A 2,130-nucleotide genomic window follows, 5' to 3' on the forward strand; every position below is an offset into this window, starting at 1 on the left:
GTGTCAGTCAGTACATCTGAAACTGATCCACCGCATTCGCGAGCAAGCCCGCTCCCACAGGAAGCCTGCGTCAAATTTTAGGTCAGTGCCCACCCAGGTAGGCGTTGCGCACCTCTTCATTCACCAGCAATTCCTTGCCGGTGCCCGTCAGGCGAATTTCACCGTTAACCATCACATACGCCCGATCCGACAAACGCAGCGCGTGGTTGGCGTTCTGCTCCACCAGGAAGATGGTCATCCCGGTGGCCGCCAGTTCACGCAAGGTGGCGAAAATCTGTTTCACCACAATCGGCGCCAGGCCCAGGCTCGGCTCATCAAGCAGCAACAACTTGGGCCGGCTCATCAGTGCACGGGCGATGGCGAGCATCTGTTGTTCACCACCGGACATGGTCATCGCGCGTTGGGTACGCCGCTCCTTGAGCCGGGGGAACAGCTCGAACATGCGCTGCATGTCTTCCTGGGCGTACTTGTCACCGATGGGGATAGTGCCCATCAACAGGTTTTCCTCGACGGTCATGTCGGGGAACACCCGCCGCCCTTCCGGCGACTGCGCAATACCGTTGGAAGCGATGTAGTGGGACGATTTGTGCGTGATGTCGACGCCGTTGTAGATGATCTGTCCCGACTCGGCCCGTGGCTGACCAAAAATCGACATCAGCAGCGTGGATTTACCCGCGCCGTTGGAGCCGATCAGGCTGACAGTTTCACCTTCGTTGATGTGCAGCGAGACTTTCTTCAGGGCCTGGATCGGGCCATAAAACACGTCCAGCTCCTTCATTTCGAGGATAGGTCCGCTCATACCAGCTCCTCTTCGTCCGCGCCCAGGTAGGCAGCAATCACTTTCGGGTCGTTACGGATCGCGTCCGGCCCGCCTTCGGCAATCACGTTGCCGTGGTCCAGCACCACGATGTGGTCGGAAATACTCATCACCATGCCCATGTCGTGTTCGATCAGCACCACCGTGAGGTCGTGTTCGTCGCGCAACAGGCGAATCATCGCGCTGAGCGCTTCGGTTTCCTGGGGGTTGAGGCCGGCTGCCGGCTCGTCCAGACAGATGATCTGCGGACGGGTGCACATGGCGCGGGCGATTTCCAGGCGGCGCTGCTGGCCGTAGGAAAGTTCGCCGGCCAGGCGGTTGGCGCAGTCCACCAGGTCCACCACTTCGAGCCAGTAGAACGCGTGGTCCAACGCGTCGCTTTCGGCCTTGCGGTAGCCCTTGGTGTTGAGGATGCCCGCGAGCATGTTGCGGTTGACCCACATGTGCTGGGCCACCAGCAGGTTTTCCACCACCGACATTTCCTTGAACAGGCGAATGTTCTGGAACGTCCGCGCCAGGCCTGCACGGTTCACCAAGTGGGTACCACCGAACATCTTGTAGTACACCCGGCTGAGGAAGCTTTTCGGCGAAACAAAGTCGGTGGGCTGAAAGCGCTCACCGAGCAACTGGATCACGTCGGTCTGCTTGCCGCGTACGTTGAGATTGATCTTGCCACCACTGGCTTTGTAGAAACCGGTGAGGCAGTTGAACACCGTGGTCTTGCCGGCGCCGTTGGGGCCGATCAGGGCAAAGATCGAGTTGCGTTCGACCTTGAGGCTCACATCGCTCAAGGCCTTGATGCCACCGAAGTGCATCATCAGGTGTTCTACGGACAGCACGATTTCCTTGCTCATGGCGCCACCCCCTTGCGTGGGGTCACACCGGTTCGGCTGATCCGAATCAGGCCGCGCGGTCGCCAGATCATCATCACCACCATCAACACGCCAAACAGCAACACCCGGTACTCGGAGAAACTGCGCAACAACTCTGGCGCGACGGTCAACACGAACGCCGCAATCACCACGCCCACCGTCGAGCCCATGCCGCCCAACACCACGATGGCCAGGATCAGCGCCGACTCGAAGAAGGTGAACGACGACGGGTTGACGAAGCCTTGGTAGCTGGCGAAAAACACCCCAGCCAAGCCTGCGGTTGAGGCGCCGATGGTGAACGCCGAGAGTTTGACCAGCACGTGATTCAGGCCCATTGAACGGCAGGCAATCTCGTCTTCACGCAAGGCTTCCCAGGCGCGGCCGACCGGCATGCGGGTCAGGCGATGCTTGATGTACAGCACAGCCAGCACCACCAGGAAC

Annotated in this window: 3 protein-coding genes; all 3 read right to left on the minus strand. The window is 60.0% G+C overall.

Annotation, left to right across the window (positions count from 1 at the left end; all coding sequences use genetic code 11):
• Positions 1-82: 82 nt before the first annotated feature.
• Entirely contained in the window at positions 83-799 is a 717-nt protein-coding gene (locus tag ACRESD_RS24345; RefSeq protein ID WP_431753241.1) for an ABC transporter ATP-binding protein, read from the minus strand.
• On the minus strand, positions 796-1,671 hold the full coding sequence (locus ACRESD_RS24350; RefSeq protein WP_431753242.1) for an ABC transporter ATP-binding protein: 876 nt from the start codon (positions 1,669-1,671) through the stop codon (positions 796-798). The genes ACRESD_RS24345 and ACRESD_RS24350 overlap by 4 nt, the downstream gene beginning before the upstream one ends.
• On the minus strand, positions 1,668-2,130 hold a 463-nt coding region (locus ACRESD_RS24355; RefSeq protein WP_431753243.1), incomplete at its 5' end, for an ABC transporter permease subunit. The genes ACRESD_RS24350 and ACRESD_RS24355, both read right to left, overlap by 4 nt.

The organism is Pseudomonas sp. (assembly GCF_050739995.1).
Classification (GTDB): Bacteria; Pseudomonadota; Gammaproteobacteria; order Pseudomonadales; family Pseudomonadaceae; genus Aquipseudomonas.

Excerpts from the sequence above, each read along its gene's own strand:
- ACRESD_RS24350 (WP_431753242.1), bottom strand. The coding sequence starts at position 1,671 with ATGAGCAAGGAAATCGTGCTGTCCGTAGAACACCTGATGATGCACTTC.
- ACRESD_RS24345 (WP_431753241.1), bottom strand. The coding sequence starts at position 799 with ATGAGCGGACCTATCCTCGAAATGAAGGAGCTGGACGTGTTTTATGGC.